This is a genomic window from Saccharospirillum sp., from assembly GCF_040881935.1.
Classification (GTDB): Bacteria; Pseudomonadota; Gammaproteobacteria; order Pseudomonadales; family Natronospirillaceae; genus Saccharospirillum.
The window spans coordinates 1-14208 of record NZ_JBBECH010000066.1; the positions used below are offsets into that span (position 1 = coordinate 1).

The 14208-nt window shown below is 56.4% G+C and carries 13 protein-coding genes; 7 read left to right on the forward strand and 6 right to left on the reverse strand.

Annotated features, from left to right (window positions below):
- A partial coding sequence (locus tag WEB54_RS12210) for a hypothetical protein (RefSeq protein WP_368055950.1) occupies positions 1-963 on the forward strand: 963 nt, incomplete at its 5' end.
- 204 nt (positions 964-1167) lie between these two features.
- On the opposite strand, the gene WEB54_RS12215 is transcribed toward WEB54_RS12210, so the two are convergent.
- From WEB54_RS12215 to WEB54_RS12225, 3 genes are all read right to left on the reverse strand, one after another.
- Positions 1168-1989 carry a sterol desaturase family protein gene (locus WEB54_RS12215; RefSeq protein WP_368055991.1) on the reverse strand — a complete coding sequence of 274 codons (822 nt, stop codon included), beginning with the start codon at positions 1987-1989 and terminating at the stop codon, positions 1168-1170.
- Between the two features lie 23 nt (positions 1990-2012).
- Positions 2013-2669, reverse strand: coding sequence for an ArsR/SmtB family transcription factor (locus tag WEB54_RS12220; RefSeq protein WP_368055951.1), 657 nt, complete (start codon positions 2667-2669; stop codon positions 2013-2015).
- A 220-nt stretch (positions 2670-2889) separates the two neighbouring features.
- A complete protein-coding gene (locus WEB54_RS12225; protein ID WP_368055953.1) occupies positions 2890-3348 on the reverse strand; it encodes an ATPase in 459 nt (152 codons plus the stop codon).
- Between the two features lie 243 nt (positions 3349-3591).
- Here WEB54_RS12225 and WEB54_RS12230 point away from each other — a divergent pair, with 243 nt between their 5' ends.
- Entirely contained in the window at positions 3592-4212 is a 621-nt protein-coding gene (locus WEB54_RS12230) for a hypothetical protein (protein WP_368055955.1), read from the forward strand.
- A 107-nt stretch (positions 4213-4319) separates the two neighbouring features.
- Here the strand turns inward: WEB54_RS12230 and WEB54_RS12235 are convergent, their stop codons facing one another.
- Positions 4320-4922, reverse strand: coding sequence for a thymidine kinase (locus tag WEB54_RS12235; protein ID WP_368055319.1), 603 nt, complete (start codon positions 4920-4922; stop codon positions 4320-4322).
- Between the two features lie 280 nt (positions 4923-5202).
- Between WEB54_RS12235 and xthA the strand changes: the two genes are divergently transcribed.
- Positions 5203-6042 carry an exodeoxyribonuclease III gene (gene xthA / locus WEB54_RS12240; RefSeq protein WP_368055957.1) on the forward strand — a complete coding sequence of 280 codons (840 nt, stop codon included), beginning with the start codon at positions 5203-5205 and terminating at the stop codon, positions 6040-6042.
- Positions 6043-6097: 55 nt separating this feature from the next.
- Here xthA and WEB54_RS12245 read toward each other — a convergent pair whose 3' ends face one another.
- Positions 6098-8728, reverse strand: coding sequence for a collagen binding domain-containing protein (locus WEB54_RS12245; protein ID WP_368055959.1), 2631 nt, complete (start codon positions 8726-8728; stop codon positions 6098-6100).
- Between the two features lie 478 nt (positions 8729-9206).
- Here WEB54_RS12245 and WEB54_RS12250 point away from each other — a divergent pair, with 478 nt between their 5' ends.
- From WEB54_RS12250 to WEB54_RS12265, 4 genes are all read left to right on the forward strand, one after another.
- Entirely contained in the window at positions 9207-9758 is a 552-nt protein-coding gene (locus WEB54_RS12250; RefSeq protein ID WP_368055314.1) for a DUF4402 domain-containing protein, read from the forward strand.
- Positions 9759-9863: 105 nt separating this feature from the next.
- Entirely contained in the window at positions 9864-10448 is a 585-nt protein-coding gene (locus WEB54_RS12255) for a molecular chaperone (protein ID WP_368055961.1), read from the forward strand.
- Positions 10403-10708 carry a hypothetical protein gene (locus tag WEB54_RS12260; RefSeq protein ID WP_368055963.1) on the forward strand — a complete coding sequence of 102 codons (306 nt, stop codon included), beginning with the start codon at positions 10403-10405 and terminating at the stop codon, positions 10706-10708. The genes WEB54_RS12255 and WEB54_RS12260 overlap by 46 nt, the downstream gene beginning before the upstream one ends.
- The gene (locus WEB54_RS12265; RefSeq protein ID WP_368055964.1) at positions 10705-11178 is read left to right on the forward strand and encodes a DUF4402 domain-containing protein; all 474 of its coding nucleotides are present in this window, start codon (positions 10705-10707) and stop codon (positions 11176-11178) included. The genes WEB54_RS12260 and WEB54_RS12265 overlap by 4 nt, the downstream gene beginning before the upstream one ends.
- A gap of 25 nt (positions 11179-11203) precedes the next feature.
- On the opposite strand, the gene WEB54_RS12270 is transcribed toward WEB54_RS12265, so the two are convergent.
- On the reverse strand, positions 11204-14119 hold the full coding sequence (locus WEB54_RS12270; RefSeq protein WP_368055966.1) for an insulinase family protein: 2916 nt from the start codon (positions 14117-14119) through the stop codon (positions 11204-11206).
- Positions 14120-14208: the final 89 nt, after the last annotated feature.

Consider the following 14208-nt stretch of genomic DNA (forward strand, 5'->3'; position numbering starts at 1 on the left):
CTACGCTATCGCATTAGACTGACGATTCTCAGATGTGGTTTGTGGAGCGCTTACGTGTTAACGTACTTGCCATCACATCAGTCGATAGGCAGTGAAATATTTAAGGGATGTGAAGACGACCGTTTTCTTGCTTTAAACCTAAAAAAGACGGCGCTAAAACCAAATGATGGTCCTAATTATTTATTGTCTGTTTACGAACGTTTTTGCTCGTTTACATCGTCAAAATTGCGTGTTTTGGCGGAATTCCAGGAACTTATTAGAGTACAAGTCCCAGCACATAGCCGATTTATAGATGATTGCGACACATACGAACACGCGAACTGCCCTATTTGTCGGGCGGTTTACTATTATTTACTGCTTATATTTAAAGACTATTGGCGAGGAAGTAGTGCTCTTGAAAGTTATTCAAGACTTTACTCCCTTTGGCTCGATCCATGCCAAATTCGAACTGAGGCCGGATTATACTTTTCGCTAAGTAAGCAAGACTGCGAGCAGCTATTAGAAAATGAACTTTGGCGGCTCCTTAAATGGCTTCTCGCTTATCAATTCAATCTATGTAATACGTCTGGATATCGCGCGATGAATTCTACGGTGAGCCATAATGATTGGTTTCTAAAGTTAGCCCCTTCAGTAGCGGGTATTCGTTCATATAGAGGTAAAACAGAGTTAGTGCTAAAAAATGGTACATCACTGCTGCCTTTCTCTGAAATATTGGCTTTAGTGAACAAAAGTGAAGAAGCTAAAAATTGCCCCAATCAGTCCGATTGGTCTATTTCAGACGAGCTAAAAGGAATACTTCCCCCGCATACAGAATTAACTCAGTACATTGGCATTGTTCAATTCATTCATCAATTGATGGGAAATCAGGTCTCTCACCACGAAATAAGAGCGGCTGAAGAACTATGTGATGGCCGCTATTCCTTTCAATACGATTATCTAGACCAGAAAAAGCTATATAACTAATCGTTTTAATCTTTTATGAGGCATCCTATGATAAGGCATGATTTTTGCGTTTATTAAATATTTCCAAATTTACATGGAAATCACGGAATTAAACTATTGTTAATTGACCATCGTTAGATTTTCCATTTTTATGTGGGAAATCACGTTAAATAGTTGATTTTTCGATCATCGAGTTTCCAATTTTCTTTGGTTGCTTATCTCTTATCAGCGCTGCTCCTGCCTCTCATCCCGGACAGAGTTTTTAAACGGCTGCAGAAGCATGCGACCCAACCGAAGGTCGTTAGAATCCCTGAACTGCTCTATGCCTATTACCATCTTGAGGTGTCCTCCGGTTGGCTGATCGATATAGGTGCCAAATAATCGATCCCACCAGGGAATATTGAAGCCGAAGTTGCTATCGGTTTCCCGGCGGACGATGGAATGGTGAACACGGTGCATGTCAGGTGTCACCAGAAGAAAACGCAGCCAGCGATCAACACTGGCTGGCAAATTGACATTGCCGTGGTTGAACATTGAAGTCGCGTTGAGAATAACCTCGAAGATGATCACTGATACCGCAGGCGCTCCAAGTAACATCACTGCGATGAGCTTGATACCCATGGATATCAGTATTTCCAAGGGGTGAAATCGAAGCCCTGTGGTGACATCGAACTCCAGGTCCGCGTGGTGCATTCGATGCAGCCGCCACAGCCACGGAATCGCATGGAAAAGCCGGTGCTGAAAATAGATGGCCAAGTCCAGAATCAGAACGGACAAGACCAACGCCAGCCATACAGGCGTTTCGACGATATTGAAGAGACCCCAGCCCCGCTCGGAAGCCAAAAATGCAGCTCCGACTCCGGCCAGAGGAAAAACCAGTCGAACCACCATAGTATCGAGGACTACTATCGCCAGATTAGCAGGCCATCGCTGGCGACGGCTGATGCTCTGGTGGCGACGTTCGGCCACGATTTCCCAGACAGCCACCGCCAGTAAAATCACGATGAAAACTGCGCCACGGATCACCGGTTCATGAGTTAACAGCATGTCTGTCAAAGCAATGTCCCCTATCACACAACCGTTAAGCCCGCCGCTTTCCATTCCGGATAACCTTCTTCAAAGCGACGAACCTGGTAACCGAGTTGACGCAAGCGCTGAACAGCCTGGTGCGACAGAACACAATAGGGTCCGCGGCAATAAGCAACAATTTCCTTATCTTTAGGCAGCTTATCCAGCATGTCCTCCAACTGCGCCAATGGGATATTGATGGCTTCAGGCAGGTGCCCTGCTTTAAATTCCATTTCAGGACGCACATCCAATAGTGTCATCTTACCGGTGGTCATCCCCGTCAGCAGCTCATCCCGACTGACCGCCTGTAAAGCTCCAGCAGCGTTATCATCTGCGAATAGCCGACTGACCAGGCGCTCCATCTCAGCCAGGTTTGTTTCGGCCACCTGTCTGAGCAAGGTCACTAGAGTGACGATTCGTTCGTCGGTTAGTCGATAGAGCATTTGTTTGCCGTCACGCCTGGCAGTGACAAGCCCTGCCCTGCGCAGCTGCTGAAGGTGTTGGGATGCGTTACCGACAGACAGGTCAGCCGTTTCGGCCAGTGCCTCTACCGAAGCTTCTGTTTGTGCCAGGCGCTCCACCAACGCCAGTCGGTGACCATTGCCCAAGGCACGGGCAACGGAGGCGAGCGTATCCAGTAGTTCCTGTTTTGAAGTCATTTGAATCTCTCCGGGCGAAGCTCAAGCATCACACTGCTTGACACGACTTCAGAAATCTACCCGTAATTCTATCAATCAATAGAATGATATTAAGTAGAGACACGGTTCTGGATTCAAAACAGCGGGAAAAACGCAAGGTAGCCATGTTGCCGCTCATTCTATTGGTACTCCTGGGCACACTTTGGCTCAGGCAGGATATAAACCCTGGCTTCCCGGATGACTATAGCGTGCGGCCAGCATCAATCTGCTTGGCCAGACGCATGGATTCGTGTTCTTCCATGTCCAGTAGCGATTGCATCAGTTCGCGGGCGTTGGCCGTCTCTGCTTTGCCGATAAGGCTCTTGTACAGATCGATCAACTGGGTGTGATAGTCGAATACTTCTCGGGAAATGCCTTCGTAATCGAGTGTATCGTAAGGGGTATTGCAGGTTCGGTGCGTGGTAACCGGTCCGTTGGATAAATAATCATACACATGGGTTTTCAGGGCTTTTGAGTCGGCCTTTTGCTCAAAAGAAATTACCATTTCTTCCAGGGCCTTTTCGTGATCAGCCAGATATCTTAGTAGTTCCTTTGCCCTTTCATCGGTTTGTGCCTTCATACCGGATTGCATACACCGATTCATCTGGTGGTGAAGCTCTCGACTCCATTCAATGAGGTCTTCAAAGGTTTTAATCTCCATAATAAACTCTCCTTTTGCGGTATATCGATTGGTTTAGCCGGGATCTGATATGCAACCCGCCCTCGGAAATTCAACCATAGGGAACCCTGGTCTTTGTCTGCTGGCCCCCGTTTATAAAACAGATTCCGCAACTAAGGAGGTCTTGACTCATTCCCGGCCCATACTGACTCATAGGGGAACCTAACCCGGGCTGCTATACTCGGAGCCCTATCTCGGAAAAACCGACCAATCAGGAGCTACTGTTTGAACGACCGCTTGAACAAGACTGTCAATTATCGCGAGCTGATACTCAGCGCCGACCAGAAATCCCGCGAGAACAATTTGCCGCACCGTACTTTGACTTACGACGGGGATTCACTGCAGACCGCAGAGCTTAAGCGCTGCATGATGTTGGGTGTCGCCGCTAGAAACGCCCTGACCTTTACCTCCAAGGACCCGCTGCGCAACGCGCCTGAGATTTGTCTGGCGGCCAGCAAAGCCCTGACCGAGGCCGGGTTTGAGCATGAAGTTACCCTGGGCAACCTGATTCGCCGCGGCAAACACCTGGTCAGCAATGTCTCTGCCAATGCGATCACTGAGGCGTTTCAGACACCGGAGTCGACCGCCCGACCCAACTGTTACTGCTGGATAACGCTCAATGACGGCTCAGTCTTCGATTTTGCGCTGCTATCTGAAGTCAAACCCCCGGTCCGTGCCCCCATCCAGAAAGGTCGGGTTCGACCGCCGAAGCCCAAAAAACTTAACCTGGCGGACACGGTGTTGATGCTCAACCCAACCGAACACGGCCCACTCTACAGCTTTGTACCCGAACTCGTAGGTTATGAAGTCTTGCAAGAGTTAGTAAACCGCACTCCGGGGCGCTGATTTCTGACCAGGCAACTGATGTGGATACTCAGGCCATCAATGATGGCTGAATTTGATCAGGTGCCAGCAGAACCACTGATACTGCCAGCTCCACGGAGCTTAATTGACTACCGTGTAGATGAAATAGGGGTCGACCAGGCAGGTTTAACAGCTTCTTTATAATGTTTGCGACACATCGACACATAGCGGTCGTTGCCGCCGATCTCGACCTGATCCCCCTCGCTGATGGCTCGTCCCTGCTCATCCAGCCGAGCCACCATGATGGCTTTGCGCCCACAATGGCATACCGTTTTCAGTTCGCTCAGCTTATCGGCCAGGGCCAGTAAACGCGCTGAACCCGGGAACAGGTTACCCAGAAAGTCCGTTCGAATGCCGTAACACAATACCGGTACATTGGCGGCGTCGACCAGATCCGACAGCTGATTGACCTGTTCCGGCGTCAGAAACTGAGCCTCATCGACCAGAATACAGTCGGTATGACCGTCCAAGGCATTGAACCAGGCTTTCAGATCAGTGGTCTTGGTAAAGGTATCCGCCGCCTTCTCCAGCCCGATGCGCGAACTGATGCGCCCTGCCCCATAGCGCTGATCGATTTGCGCCGTCAGCAGGCGCGTTGTCATGCCGCGTTCACGGTAGTTGTATTCCGATTGCAGTAAGGATGTCGATTTGCCAGCGTTCATCGCTGAGTAGTAAAAATAGAGCTGGGCCATGGGGGCTTCCTGATCCGGGGTTTCAATACGGCGGTCGAGGGGGAATAATAGCGTGACAGTGCTTGGCGTTATAGTTCAATTGGGCGTTTTCAGATGAGCCTAAACACTCAAGCTTGGGAGTTTGCAACCAATCGAGTGTCAGGTGCTGGGTATGCTTATCCGGGGAAGTCCGAAACATGGATGTTGCGGTCTAGGCCCCATGGACGGGTTCACGCCGACCCCGGAGAAGCATACCCGGTGCCTGATACGGACTCCTGGCACCACCTTTCATAGGAATACCATGCGCATTATATCCTTTAATATCAATGGCATACGCGCCAGACTTCATCAACTGGAAGCACTTCGCGACCAGCAAAAGCCAGATATCCTCTGTTTGCAGGAGATCAAGGTCCACGACGATATGTACCCGCATCCGGATGTGGAAGCTGCTTCCGGGTTCGGCTCGGTGACGCATGGTCAGAAGGGGCACTACGGCGTTGCCACACTGACTGCAGAGCCACCACGAACTGTGCAGCGTGGCTTCAGCGGCGATACCGAAGATGACCAGAAACGCCTGATCATCACCCATCACCCCCTGACCGATGGTCGTCACCTGACGGTAATCAATGGCTATTTCCCCCAGGGTGAAAACATCAGCCACCTGACCAAATGGTCGGCAAAACGGAAGTTCTATGCAGACCTGAGCCGATGGCTCGACACCGAAGCCAAGCCAGATGATTTACTGGTGATTCTGGGTGATTTCAACGTTGCTCCGGTCGATGAAGACATTGGCATCGGTGAGAAAAATGCCCAACGCTGGCTGCGTGAAGGCAAATCCGCCTTCCAGCCCGAAGAACGCGCCTGGTTTGAAAAACTGCGCGCCTGGGGCCTGACGGATAGCTACCGGCACCTATATCCGGATTCCAACGACCGCTTCAGCTGGTTCGACTACCGCTCGCGCGGCTTCGAAGATGACCCCAAACGTGGTCTGCGTATCGACCACATTATGGTCTCCCAACCGCTGGTGCCGCTGATCGAAGACGCAGGCATCGATTACAAAACACGAAGCCTGGAAAAACCCTCAGACCACGCTCCTGTTTGGCTGGACCTGGATTTGACCCTGGCCAAACTGGCTTTGTAATCACCCGATACCATCACCGCAAATATCGGGTGCGGGCGGCTGGGGCCGCCCCGGGCTAACGGCTTTGGGTGTTGTGTCGCGGCCAGAGCGCGAGGGTGACGCCGGAGACCAGGTCGTTACCGACGGTGATGAACTGGCGCTGGGTGTCCAGCCGGAGCCGCAGGCGCTCCAGGTCGTCGTCCGCTAAGCCAATGCTGTACGGACCCTGGGGCACCCGACTGAAGTAGTAATAACCGTCGTAAGCGGTGCGCGTGCTCTGCACCCGTTCGCCGTCGATATCACGCAATTCGACCTCTACCCCGGCCAACGGCCGGGAGTTGCGGCCGATGCCGCTCTGGACAATGCCTTCCAACTCGCCGCTGAGGGTGATCGGGAATTCCACCCGGGCACTGTGTCCGGGCCGGGTTTGCACGCTCTTGCCGCTAACGCCGGGGACCCAGGCCGGGTCCTCCAGGGTCTCGGTTGCCAGCGAGAGGTTAACGGTCCGGTAAGGTTTCAGTCCGGTTATAAAGGCAATGCCTTCAGCGTCGCTGGCGACCGCGACCGGCTGGCCATCGACCCTGAAGCCGATATCGCTCACGGCTCTTTCTCCGGCTTCCCGGGTGCCATTATTATTGTCATCGATAAAGACATGTACCGACACCGTGCCAGCCGTCGCCAACGAGGCCGCGCTCAGTGTCGGGCGCAGCTGGCTCGGTTCCACGCCCAGGCTGGTCGAGGCGGACAGGCTGAAAGCAGTGGCTCCGTCGGAGGTTTGCGAGGCATTGAAGCCCAGGGAAAGCCGCCCCTGTGTCTTGCTCAGTTGGGCTGAATACTGATCCTGACCAGACTCGACCACGTGGTTGATGCCCAGACCGAACTGGTACCCGGGGGCCAGCAGCGGGCCCTCCAGACGCCCGTTCAGACTGACGGCTTCCTGTACAGGAAACAAGGTGTAGTTGATCTGGCCGCTGGTCTTGTAGCGTCCGGCCCGGTAGGACAGCTGGAAAGTGCCAGTGGCCCTGTTCACCTGATCATCCTGATAATCGGCTTGCAGAGAATTATTGAACGACAGCCCCAGCAGCCGACCGGACAGCCGGTGGCCCAGCTCACCGCTCTGGCGGCCAGAGGCCAGGCGGTCCCGGGTCAGCGTTGCGGACATGGGCACGCGGCCCAGCGGCCCCAGTGGCAAGGTGGTGGCGAGGTTCAGCCGATCCCGGGTTTGCACCGGGTCGGTTGATGCCGGGAACACCTCGCTGACGTAGTCGTCCAGCCAAATACGGCTCAGGCTCAGGCCGACTCCGGCGAGGCGGGTCTGCACACCGATTTCATCGGCGCGGCCGCCATCCTGGCTGATGACGCTGTCGGTATGGGCATACCAGCGCCCCCGGAAAGCACGCAGCCCAAAGCGACCATATTGCCGGGGCTCCGGGGCGCTCTCTCCGGGCAGACGGGCGTAACCCGCCGCCACGGAGAAGTTCCGGGTCAGCCCCAGGTCGGACTGAAAGGTCAGGCGCCCCTCCGGGTCATCGCCCGGGGTGACCGCTAAACGGTAATGGAACTGACCGGGCGGGGTCAGGCTATCGCCGAGTAAAAAGCTCCGGTATTCCTCGCGCTGCTGGCCATGGGGGCCATAAAACACCAGTTTGAAACGGTTCATGCCGAACACCAGCGGGACCGAGTTGAAGTGGTATCGGCCCTGGTCGGCGCTGCCCTGGAAGTCGACCAGCACCCCGTTTCGATACAGCTCAACCGACCAGCCCGGTGCCAGGTCGCCCTGGAAGGTATGGCGATCGAATTCGCTTTGCTGGCTCAGCGGGTAGCGGCTGATTTGCAAGCCGGGCTGGGGAGCCTGGGTCCGGGCGATCAGCGTCTGGCCCGGGTGGTTCAAATGCCCCAGGCTGTATGAACGCGCGCCAAGCGGGCCCAGTAAGTCGGCCTGCGGTGCCTTGCGGCCCAGGGTGACCCGAACGTCATCAATCGACTCCTCCCCGCCGGCCAGATACCAGGACGATTCGTGGTACAGCAGGTCAGCCGTGGCATAGGTGGTGAAACTGACATCATGCTGTACCGGCCCCGAGGCCAGTGTCTGACGGGACAACAAAAGGCTCTGGTCGATAAACGGCGGAGAGACCAGATGGTACGGATGCGGCTGGCGCGGATAATCGGGCCGGGTTGGTGCCGGGTCGCGCAGCAGTGCCCAGCGCTGTTCCCGCTCGGCGCGCTGCTGGCTGGGCAGCGCCTCACGGGCGGTCACGATCAGCCGGGCGGTGCCGGTTTCAACCCGGATATCGATCGGCAGCCACCGGGTGACCAGGCCAGCCTCGACATAGATGTCGTCGCTGTGTATCTGGATCCGGGTCGGATCAACGCTGTGTTCCCGGCCGTTCAGCTGTACTGTCCCTGTGGCGGGGTTCAGCTGGAAACGCCGTTGCGCGTCGAGGATAAACCCCTGAACGATGTCGGTGCCGGGCGGACGGTTCAGTGCCAGTTCGAGCGATTGGGCCAGAGCGGTCAGCGGCAGGAAGGTACCCTGGCCGGATTGGTAGACCATGAGCGGTTCCGGGCCAACGGCCTGGCCATCGAGCTGGACCTCCAGCAACAACAGCGTCTCCTCATCCTGGACCGGCTCGGCCAGGGCATTACCGGCACCCAGCAGCAGACACAGCAGGCACCCCAGCATGGCACCGGAACAACGGGCCGCCATCCGCCTGTATAAGGGACAAGGAATGATACGCTCTACCACCACTGCAAAAGAGACCCATCGGTATTGTCGATCGGGCCTATAAAAAAGACATGCCTGGTCAGGAATGGTTTGGCGGCATGATCGGCCAGCCTCTCCATGCCGACGGCCCGCTGCCGTAGCCAAAGTACCCTTATTTACTTTATTGAGGCAAGGCTGTTGTGTAGCCCATGCCGGTTACGGAGTGATGGTTATCACAGATATCACGATCAAGCTAGAACCGGATGTTAATTTGTGATTCATATCACATTAACAGAGCCGGATTTGTGGATCGTTTAGGTTTTCGGCCGGAACTGCTATATCATAGCCTCGCACTGGGTGGAAAAGCTACCCGGCGCAATGGAGTAAGCAGCAGGGACCGTTGCCAAACGTAGTCATAGCCATGACTCGTGCCGGGCAAACTGAACATCCCGGCGCGGCCACCAATCTTTGGAGAATACCCATGTCAGTATCTACCCAGACCGCTGTGGCTCGCACCACGGCCCAGTTTCGTTCGTTCCCGAAAATCACCGCCCTGACGCTTGCCTGCGCGGCGCTGGCGCCATCCACCATGGCGGCGACCGCCACCGGAGACGCTTCGGCGACCGTGGTTACCCCGATCGCGATCACCGCCGTCAACGCGCTGGATTTCGGTACCGTCGTTGCCAGTGGTACCGCCGGTACCGTGGTGATGGGCACCGACGGTACGCGTACGGTTACCGGTGGCACGACCCTGTCGAGCAAAAGCGCGGGCACGGCCGGCACCTTCGACGTAACCGGTGAGGGCGACGCAACCTACGCCATCACACTGCCCGCCAGCATCAGCATTGCAGACACTGAAGCAACGCCGAATACCATGACGGTTGATACCTTCACCAGCAACCCCGCTACGACCGGTACGCTGGATGTCAACGGTGCCGAAACGATCTCTGTCGGCGCCACGCTCAACGTCGAAGCCAGCCAGGTGGCCAACACCTATACCGGCACCTATGATGTGACGGTAGACTATAACTGAGCGGTGACGGGATCCTGATCCGTATGTAAGCGTAAGGGGCTGCTTGTCAGCCCTTTTTTTATCTCCAACGGTTAATCCAAACCGATTTCTTATCTGGAGTGTGTAATGACTTTGACACGGCAAGCGGTGGGTTTTGTAACCAGTCGGTGGCGGTGGCTGCCAACGTTTCTGGCACTGCTACCCGGCCTGGCACTGGGTTATGGCGAGTTAATGGTGCACCCGACGCGCGTCGTGCTGGAACCGGGCGAGCACTCGGCGCAGCTGGAAGTGATCAACAACGGTGCCGAGACAGTGACTTATCGGGTTGCCCTGATCAATAAACGCATGACCGAGGACGGCCAGTTCGAGCCGGTACCCGAGGGTGAGCCGGGCTACTACGCCGACCCCTTCGTGCGTTACACACCGCGCCAGTTCACGCTGGCGCCGGGTACCTCGCAGATTGTGCGGCTGCTGGCCCGCTTGCCGGCCGATGTCGAACCCGGCGAGTACCGCTCCCACCTGTCGATACGGGCCCTGCCCCCGGCTCGCGCGCCCGGCACGGAGCAGCCCGACCAGGGCTTTGCCGTGCAACTGACCCCGATTTATGGCGTCAGCCTGCCGGTCATCCTGCGCCCCAGCGGGTTGTCGGGCTGGGCGGCCTGGAATTGCGCGAGGCACCGGCACCGTCTCAGCAGGCCGGCGGCCTGCTGATTCGTCTGACGCGCGACGGCAACCGCTCCACCTACGGTAATGTCACGGTCTTTTTTACCCCGTCTGGCGGTGGTGACGAACAGGTGATCGGCCGGGCCAACGGCGTGGCCGTCTATACGCCCAATCGGGTCCGTACCCTGGAAGTACCGCTGACGCTGGCGCCGGCGACGCTGCAGGGCGGTTCGCTGCGGGTGCTCTATCGCCAGAAGGCGGAAGACGGTGGCGGTGTCTGGCTGAACCAGAGTTTTAAGGTGCAATGATGAAGCCGCTGTTGAACCGGGGAAAAACCCCCTGGCTCTGTCTGGCCCTGGCCGGTGTCCCGTTGCCCGGTTTGGCGGCGGCCATCGGCATTACACTGCAGCAGCATCTGGTGTTTGGTCGTTTTGCGCCGACCGCCAGCGCCGGCAGCGTGACCATCAGCACCGCTGGCGGGCGCACCGGCAGTAACGTGGCGCTGATCAGTGGTGCCTATGCCCAGGCAATTTTCAAGGTCACCGGCGATGCCGATGCCACCTACAGCATCACGCTGCCAGCGCTCGACACCGTATTGCTGGCCAGCGGCACCAACACCATGATGGTGCAGCAATTTCGCAGTACGCCGGCCACCACCGGTACGCTGGATGCCAATGGCCAGCAATTGCTGCATATCGGGGCAACGCTGGAGGTGGGCAGCAACCAGGCCCGCGGCGATTACTCCGCGACCTTCGATATTACCGTCGAATACCAGTGATGCCCTTGCCCTGCCCGCATGTCGCTCAATTCAGCGATTCGACCTCAAACCCCTTCCCGGCCAGTTCTTCAGCGTGTTGGCGGTCGGTAACCACGGCTGTTGATGCCCCGGCTTCGTCAAAATAGCTGCTGGCAACGCGCTGGACATCTCTGGCGGTTACGCCGAGCAGCGCTTCCCGATAGGCTTTGCGGAAGGCATCGGTACGGCCAAACAGGCGGTTCTGAAAGGCCTGCTTGGCTTCACCCGCCGGTGACCCGGGTTTATCCATCGAACTGATGACACCCAGAATCGAAGATTCGACTTGCTCCTGGTTAACGCCCTGTCCGGTTACCCAGTCGAGGCTGGCGCGAAAATCATCCAGCGTGCCTTCAATGCGTGGATCCCGGTAGGAATAGAAGCGGAACGTACCGGTATTGCTGTCGTGTGATGCACCGCCGCCGTAAGCCCCACCCTGCTCGCGAATGGTGCGATGCAGGAAGTTGTCGCGCAGTACACCACCCAGTACCGTCAGCGGCGCTGAATCGGCGTGGCCAGGCATCACGGTTCGGTAGGCGGCTGAGCAAAAATTCACCTGGGTGTTAACGCTCCAGGCGGTGTTCTGCTTGGGCATTAACCAATCTGCGGTCTGACTGGCCGCTTCCAGACCCTGCTCCCGGTTTTGCAGCCCTTGCTCTCGCAGCAGGCCGGTTAGTGCTTCCAATTCGCCCGGTTCAGCAATCAAAACCGCGTGCGAGCGTTGCTGCTGTATTTTCTGGTGCAAGCCGCTGATGGCGGCTAGCCACTCGGTCAACGCCTGTTGATCAGCGGTAAAGGCATCCACCCAGCCTTTCACCCGGCGAATGGCCGGTAAGCCACCCATATCATAGGTTAGAGCGCTGGCACGGCTGTGAAAGGCGCTGCTGGTCTGCATCGCCAACACATGGCCCTGTCCGGTGACACTCTGCTGACGCCGGGCACTCAGTTGTTTGAGTAAATCAAAGACTCTCGATTGTTCATCGAAGCGCGGGGCCGACCAGTGCTGGGTCAGTATCTGGGTCAGCTCATCCACATGCCGGACCAGCGCCCGGCCCGACAGCACCACATAGCCAGCCACCTCATCGGCGTTCTCCAACGGGTTGCGGAACTGGCTGTAGAAGCTGACGCTGCCGGTGCGAGCCGCCTGCCATTGCTGCATGGCCAGGTAATCCCTGTCGCCGGCGCCAATTTCGGTCAGCAACGCCGTATAAACCGGCAACAATGCCAACTCGTCGGCGCTTAGCTTGGGCAACGGCACAAACCATTGCTGATAAGCGATGCCGTTGGTACCGGCGGTGTAACGGGTTATGTCATCGGCGGCTTTCGGCGCAATGCGTTTAACATCCGGTTTAACATCGGCCAGTGTCACCTTGGGCAGCAGACCAACGTCATCTTCCTGTTCCTGGCGGGCTTTCAGTTTGCTGGCCTGGTCAACGAGATGCTGTTTTTCGGTATCACTAAGACCGGCCTGAATGCGGGCCAGGCGGGCGGCTTCGTTATCCAGCTGGCGCTGATGCAGCTCGGCATCCGGCCGCAGGGTCAGGCGCACCCGGTGGACGTTGTCGAGCAGTAGAGTGCGAATCAGGCCCGGAATGTAGGCCGGGTCCTGGCTGCGCTCGCGCAGAATGGCCAGTGTCGGGTCAATGTCGAGTGATTCCATAACGGAACCACCGTGGGTGGCCGCGCCGATCACCGAGAAAATCAACTGCAAGCCATAGGGTGCGCTGTCGCCGGTAATCTCTCGTTGCGACAGTTCCAGCTGATGCAACATGGCTTCCACGTCTTCATATGGCACGCCGGACTGCTCGACCTGTTCGAGCGTTTCGATCACCAGGCGTTCAAACTCGGCGGCTTTCTCGGGCTCGCTACCCTCCAGACCACAGAGAAACATCATTTCCCGGTTGGAGTCTTCCAGGCCGCACATGGGCGATGGATTACTGCCAATATCCGTCTGCTCCAGCGCCTTGCGCAGGGGCGACGAGCTGTTATCGAGCAGCACATCGCTGAGCAAATGGGCTTCCAGTTGACCCAGTAAATCGGTTGATTCGCCCAGTAACCAGCCCATCACATGGTGCGTTTTACCCGTTAGATCGCCGGGTTCGGCGGCATAGCCGTTCTCAACCCGCAAGACCGAGTTGTAACGACGCTCCAATGGCACCGACAGCTTGTGGTCGAGGGCTTCAAAGCGGTGTAAAGCCTGCTCATGAACCCGTTTCTGAACATCCACAGCAGGCCGGTCACCGAAGGTGAAGAAGGTCGCGTTGCTGGGGTGGTAATGGGTTTTGTAGAACGCTTTCAGGTCTTCGTAGGTCAGGTCTGGAATGGCTTCCGGGTCGCCACCACTGTTGAAGTGGTAGGTGTTGTTGGGAAACAGATAATGCTTGGCAGCCTGGTACAACTGGCTGACCGGCGAGCTCATGGCGCCCTTCATTTCGTTGAACACCACACCCTTGAACGTCAGCGGTGATGCTGGGTTGTCGGGTTCGGTAAATTCCAGGCGGTGTCCTTCCTGCAGGAAGTCGAGTTCATTCAGGTTGGAGAAAAACACCGCATCCAGATAGACGCTGAGCAGGTTCTCGTAATCCTGATCGTTTTCACTGGCGAACGGGTACGCTGTCCAGTCGCTGCTGGTCATGGCATTCATGAACGTATTCAGGGAACGACGCGTCATCATGAAAAACGGATCACGCACTGGAAATTGTTCGCTGCCACACAGGGCCGTGTGCTCAAGAATGTGAGCGACCCCGGAGGAGTCTTTCGGCATGGTGCGCAAGGCCACCATAAAGACGTTCTCTGGGTTATCGGAACTGATGTGGAAATGATCGGCTCCGGTCGCGCGATGCCGGTAATGTTCCAGCGTCACGTTCAAAGAGTCGATGGTGCGTGATTCGATCGCATCAAAAGCGGTGTGCGCATTAAGAGTCATACAACAGAAGTACCTCGATTCATGTACCCCTAATAATGGGGCAATAGGGCCAACTGGCAAGCCCCAAACACATGATTTTGCACTCTGAT

What these genes read in the sequence shown, in the direction of transcription:
- WEB54_RS12215 (WP_368055991.1), bottom strand. Translation starts at nt 1,989, where the DNA reads ATGCTGTTAACTCATGAACCGGTGATCCGTGGCGCAGTTTTCATCGTG.
- WEB54_RS12220 (WP_368055951.1), bottom strand. Translation starts at nt 2,669, where the DNA reads ATGACTTCAAAACAGGAACTACTGGATACGCTCGCCTCCGTTGCCCGT.
- WEB54_RS12225 (WP_368055953.1), bottom strand. Translation starts at nt 3,348, where the DNA reads ATGGAGATTAAAACCTTTGAAGACCTCATTGAATGGAGTCGAGAGCTT.
- WEB54_RS12235 (WP_368055319.1), bottom strand. Translation starts at nt 4,922, where the DNA reads ATGGCCCAGCTCTATTTTTACTACTCAGCGATGAACGCTGGCAAATCG.
- xthA (WP_368055957.1), top strand. Translation starts at nt 5,203, where the DNA reads ATGCGCATTATATCCTTTAATATCAATGGCATACGCGCCAGACTTCAT.
- WEB54_RS12245 (WP_368055959.1), bottom strand. Translation starts at nt 8,728, where the DNA reads ATGGCGGCCCGTTGTTCCGGTGCCATGCTGGGGTGCCTGCTGTGTCTG.
- WEB54_RS12250 (WP_368055314.1), top strand. Translation starts at nt 9,207, where the DNA reads ATGTCAGTATCTACCCAGACCGCTGTGGCTCGCACCACGGCCCAGTTT.
- WEB54_RS12255 (WP_368055961.1), top strand. Translation starts at nt 9,864, where the DNA reads ATGACTTTGACACGGCAAGCGGTGGGTTTTGTAACCAGTCGGTGGCGG.
- WEB54_RS12265 (WP_368055964.1), top strand. Translation starts at nt 10,705, where the DNA reads ATGATGAAGCCGCTGTTGAACCGGGGAAAAACCCCCTGGCTCTGTCTG.
- WEB54_RS12270 (WP_368055966.1), bottom strand. Translation starts at nt 14,119, where the DNA reads ATGACTCTTAATGCGCACACCGCTTTTGATGCGATCGAATCACGCACC.